Annotated in this window: 3 protein-coding genes; 1 reads left to right on the top strand and 2 read right to left on the bottom strand. The window is 45.4% G+C overall.

What is annotated here, in order from left to right:
• Nucleotides 1-1,418: 1,418 nt before the first annotated feature.
• Nucleotides 1,419-1,625: a hypothetical protein gene (locus QUA77_RS28625; RefSeq protein WP_333043061.1), complete on the bottom strand. Its 207-nt coding sequence runs from the start codon at nucleotides 1,623-1,625 to the stop codon at nucleotides 1,419-1,421.
• 477 nt (nucleotides 1,626-2,102) lie between these two features.
• Complete coding sequence (locus QUA77_RS28620) at nucleotides 2,103-2,612, bottom strand: hypothetical protein (RefSeq protein WP_333453987.1); 510 nt, start codon at nucleotides 2,610-2,612, stop codon at nucleotides 2,103-2,105.
• 1,448 nt (nucleotides 2,613-4,060) lie between these two features.
• Here QUA77_RS28620 and QUA77_RS28615 point away from each other — a divergent pair.
• A complete protein-coding gene (locus QUA77_RS28615) occupies nucleotides 4,061-4,279 on the top strand; it encodes a hypothetical protein (RefSeq protein WP_333206548.1) in 219 nt (72 codons plus the stop codon).
• Nucleotides 4,280-4,764 lie beyond the last annotated feature (485 nt).

Genomic DNA, 4,764 nt, shown 5'->3' with positions numbered 1-4,764 from the left:
TGCCTATCTTTTTTTACCACAAGTTGGCTCAATCCTTACTAGCTATGGGTTTTGGGTGGGTTGTCACCCCCCCAGAAAACCGAAGGAACCTAAAGCTGAAGCAGAGCAGTGACAGAGGTTTGAGTAGCAATTGTGCAGAAACTTGCGAACCGGGCTGAAAGCCCCGCTTAGCAAGGATTTAAGCTAAATGAGCCAGCAAGCCAATTTGAGGTAAATGGCTTGTATCTCCGCCTATCCCTTTATAGAAATAGGGGCTTCCTTATTCACTATCGATTTACCGAGGAATCAACCAGGAGCGATCCGGCTACCCAACAAGCCGATTGCCCCCAATTTCTCCGTGACTAGACCGAAAAATCGAACAGCAATATGCTTAATTATGCTTAATTATGTGTTCGCCCCTGGTTCTCTCTTCAATTCTGAAACGGAAGAGGCAACCACTGACAGAAGCCATGGGCGATCCGCTTTATTAGCTTTTGTTAGAAATTGTTAGCTTTTATGCCTTTTCCGGTTGTTGCCGGAGAACTCACAAGCTGTTTGAACTGGGCAAATTCCACCATCCGCCGACGATCGCCAAAACATCGGTGGATGCAACAAAAACCCGCGTCGGTTGCCTCCGCAAAATCCTCCTCAATAGCTGAAGCTAGGGCGCGAGATGGGAGCCGTGAGCCTGTTTGATTATATGAGCTCCGTCGTGGGCGATCGAGCTGTCGCTCAAGCCGATCGCTCGTTACCCAGATGTGACGGGAGCAATTGATGCCAGTGCTGCTACGAAGTTGTCACAACAACAGGAGCAATGTGAGCAACCGGCACAGTCGAAGAGCGGGTAAAAATCAAGCGCCTTGACACCTAGGATTCCCCATTCATAAGGGTGCATTATTTTTGTTTCTGCACCTAAAAGTCTGGTTTGTGATCACAAAAACATTGCTTGCTACCGATTGAGAACAGTCATAACCTGCCTCAACAGGCAAATGTACGCTCGACATAAAAAAGCAGCAATTTGACCGAAAAAGTCAGACGGAAAGCAGGATATTTTCCGGTAAATACAGGTAAAATGCAGCCCCTGCAAATACCTGTAATCTCACTGATTTTATACTGCACTTGCCTGACTTTATACTGCACTTGCCTGACTTTAGCGCTCCACAACAATTAGTGATTTTTTAGCGTTTTTAACAAAGACTGGATTGACTTAATAGTCAAGTTACGATACCTAAGTTGAATTAAAAATCAAGTTGAGCAAGTGCGAGAAAAGTGGCAGGTAGCTAAAATTTATGAAGCGATTTTGTAGCGTAGTACCCACTATGCCAGCAATAAAGTTGAGGCTGGACTATCTGGTTTTTGCGTTCCGAGCCGGGCTGTTTGCGAGTGTAAGGCTTACCTCGATCAAGTGTCCGCTGCCGTCTATTGCTAACAGTCAACTACTAAACTACCATCGCCAGCCTTTCAATTCTTTCCAATAGCAAGCGAGAGCGACCTGAAATTTTAGCAACGGGTGAGAGGAAAGCAGGCGCGATGGAACACAGATTTGCAAGCTCTGCTCGAAACCATTCTGATAAAAATGCTTTCACTTCTTCGTCAGTTTGCTGCACTTCCTCGAACAAACTAGAACGCCCGTCCAGCAATGCCACAATGTCTTCAATATCAGAACTAAAATAAAAGTTACCCCCACCTCTACCAATGAAAGCTTCTATGCGTGGAAGCGAGGAGATAAGGCGTTGAAAAAATTAGGATTTGCCTACCACTTGGAAGTTGGTAGCGAATAGAGTTAGCAATGCCCGGCCTGTACCAGCGATTGGAAAACCCTAATACAGAGGAGTCGCACGGCATGACATCAATTGAAATTTTCTCATAGTGCCAGCGACACAGCGGTGCGCCTGATTCTGTACTCTCTTGAAGCCCGATAGTTTTCAGCAATTCTGAGAGTTGGTAGTATTCAGCCGCTTATGCAATGGAGACCACGCAATCAACATCATCGGTGGGTCGAATGTCGGGGGCCTCCGCTTCATCGAGGTAAAGCGATATTGTTGCCCCTCCTGTGAAAACGATGGTAGTGGGTACGGTCGAGAGTACCCTGGCAACTATTTCCAGCATGAGTATCTGCTGATTCATAGAGCGACGAGCCTTTTTTCAAGTTCGCTAGCGGCTAAACGTTGCTCCCGCACCCGACCAACTCGAATAGCGTCAATCAAGCTGAGCAAGGCGTAGAGTTTTGGATCATTACTGGCAGCTTGGGGGACTGAGCGGTACAGAGGTGCGATCGCCTGCCCTCTCACGACACCTTGAGGGTCAGGCCAAACGTAAACCTCAGATGGTGAGGCAACCAGCTTGCTTTTCAATGGCTCAGCAGAATGTGCAGTTGGCAGTCCCCGCGAGAGGGGGCCTGGTTGGGCGTAGAATACATAGCGCAACCCGTGAACCAAGAATTCCAACACCGCTTGCTTCAAAATTTTCCGCTCGGAGCCATAATACAGACCGGCAGCTTCAAAACGCTCAAGGGCAGCATGAACCTCTGATGCGCTCATGCCCAAGCTTTGAGCGAGAGAACTGTACGTCCAGTTCGTTGAATCCCAACTGTGGACTTTGAGTATTGCAAGGATATCTTGGGGTTTTAGCATAGCGGATGAGCTAGCACATTGTTACCTTTATTCTATATTCGCGAATAGCGAATACTCAAGGTGTGGCCACTTTAATTTACGGAGGGCGCGCTCGTTGAAGGGCAAGAGCCTAGTAGCGAATACAGCGCTTGCCCCGGCCGCTTGAAGCCATTGTAGGAGCGCTATTCGAGCGCGTGTTTCAGAAAACTTAGCCGCAACTTTCTTTATCGATATAAATATATCTCCCAATATTGCTTGCTACCATCTTTCCTTTACCGATATAAATATATCTCCCAACATTGCTTGCTACCATCCTTCTCTGCTTTTTTCCAGTTCTTCCCAGCTTGTATAAATTTGCATAAATTTGAGTTTTTTGTTGCTAATACCGCCCCAAATTGGGTTCACAATTCAAGCTGAGCTTACAAATTTTTACTCATAAAAACTCAAAAACTACAGCAATAACTCAGAAAAACTCATCGTCTAGCGGTCTCAAAAAGTTAATTTTGAGGTGTTTTCCTGTCCCGGTACGCTTAAGATTTATTTAACAACTAAACAGCTTGCCTCTGCATTCCCCAATAGTCGCAATTGTAGAAAAAGCAAGCGACTAACTGGTAGCAATTATGCTGTACTTTCAGGTTCGAGCAAGCCGAACTAATCGAATAGACTGTTAAAGTTGCCTAAAAGATTGCCGCCTTGTTATAGCCATTCAGCTATGGCATATTAATGTATCGGAACAATAGCGGTAGCGTTTTTCTAGCAAGAGTTGCAGTACAGGGAGCCGAGTTTGATTGAATGCAGTGCTAACGCACTTTTGTATAAGAGGAGTGAAGTGGAAGAGTATTTTTTTCGGGCTGCCAGAATGCTCATGCAGAGTGTTCGCTATCTTCATCTGCTCTGTTGCCTCGCTGATTCAGGTACTAATGCCAGTGATGTTACGACTACTACAAAGGTCAGGTTCTTCTAAGAAGTAATGCCGGCCAGCAATAAGCGTAAGCTGCATTCTCCACACAGAGGGTGCAACTTTTTGTAAGAAAGAACACATTACGATTGTTACTGAAGGCCACAAAAAGCTTTGTATTTTAACCCTTCTATTTCCTAATATTTCCTAATATTTCCTACTTCTCCCTAAAAATTCCTAAATTGTCCTCCAATTTTCACAAATCTTAATTAAATTAAATTAACTTTCGCTGCTTTTAAATAGATTTTTTGTACTCCGACACCTCTTAAATCCTCCTAGTTAGTGCGCTAGTCGCATAGCAAGCCATGTCAAATAGACGTACAAAAGTCGGATTTGAGCACTTTTTGCCAATTTATGGTTTTTGCAAGAGTGCCATAGGAATTGTTGGTAGCTGCGAGTTGCGCTCACGCTCACTCTGGAAGCCAAGACAAGAAAGTTTGATGGGGCAGTTTGGACAAGGATAGAACTGTGCTCGTGCCAGTCGCTCTTGAAGCCAGGAGCGAGCTAGTTGGTGTACACGACAGCCGCCTTTACAATGGAGCGGATCATCGCACGACACAAGCCAGTTGGTGCAGTTCGGCATTGGCGGCGGACACCAAGAGCTTTCGCGCGCCCGCTATCCTGTTTGCAAGCGAAGCAGCCGGCTGATGTCGAGGATCGCGAGGGAATCACTCGTCCGATAGCCAGCAAGAGCGCGATCGCCATGACACCTAGGATTCCCCATTCATAAGGGTGCATCGTTTTTATTTAAAAGTAATAAATAAGGTTTTGTACGGACAAAACCATTGCTTGCTACCGATTGAGAACAGCGAAAACCAGCCTCAACAAGCAAATGTACGCTCGACACAAAAAAGCAGTAATTTGGCATAAAATTGCAGGCATTTGCAGGATATTTTCGGGTAAATACAGGTAGAGTGCAGTCGCTGCAAATACCTGTATCTCACTGATTTTGTACTGCTTTCCGCCTGATTTTATACTGCAAGTGCCTGACTTTAGGGCACACAAAAATTAGCTAATTTTTTTGGTGGCGGCTTTGATCGACGGTACGGGGAGTTCGCTAAAATATTTTGGGCAACGCGCGACCAATTCCTGAAAATCTAAAAAGTGCCGATCACCCACAACAGCCACCAATTCCGCCTCATTGGTAACAAGTTAGAAAGGAGTAGATTTTGTCAATACCTCTTTCTGCAGAAATATTATGGAACAATAATGATA

It is taken from the genome of Microcoleus sp. K5-D4, assembly GCF_036704575.1.
Classification (GTDB): domain Bacteria; phylum Cyanobacteriota; class Cyanobacteriia; order Cyanobacteriales; family Microcoleaceae; genus Microcoleus.
Note: the sequence above shows the minus strand (reverse complement) of the source record. Positions and strands in the feature narration are given on the sequence as shown.

Coding starts and splice junctions, on each gene's coding strand:
- QUA77_RS28620 (WP_333453987.1), bottom strand. CDS start 2,612: ATGCTAAAACCCCAAGATATCCTTGCAATACTCAAAGTCCACAGTTGG.